We start from the raw sequence: 408 nt of genomic DNA on the forward strand, positions 1-408 counted from the left end.
ACGGTTCATATCACCTTACCGACGCTTTTCGCAGATTAGCACGTCCTTCATCGCCTCTGACTGCCAGGGCATCCACCGTGTACGCTTAGTCGCTTAACCTCACAACCCGAAGATGTTTCGTAAAACACCATCGTGTCGCGAAAATTTGAGAGACTCGAACACACCATTAAAGATGTGTCGTTTCAATTTTCAGCTTGATCCAGATTTTTAAAGAGCAAAATTTCACAATGCACTTCGCAGTACATTTTGAAATTTATCATTTATCAAACAATCTGTGTGGACACTACAAAGGCAGGTTCTTTAAGGTAAGGAGGTGATCCAACCGCAGGTTCCCCTACGGTTACCTTGTTACGACTTCACCCCAGTCATGAATCACAAAGTGGTAAGCGCCCTCCCGAAGGTTAAGCT

The 408-nt window shown here is 44.6% G+C and carries 2 rRNA genes; both read right to left on the bottom strand.

Going from position 1 to position 408, the window contains the following annotated elements:
* Nucleotides 1-99, bottom strand: a 23S ribosomal RNA gene (locus tag CWM57_RS27075); the annotation flags it as partial.
* 207 nt (nucleotides 100-306) lie between these two features.
* Nucleotides 307-408 (bottom strand): 16S ribosomal RNA (locus tag CWM57_RS27080); the annotation flags it as partial.

This window comes from Klebsiella sp. G-Nf4, assembly GCF_002810615.1.
Taxonomy (GTDB): domain Bacteria; phylum Pseudomonadota; class Gammaproteobacteria; order Enterobacterales; family Enterobacteriaceae; genus Klebsiella; species Klebsiella variicola.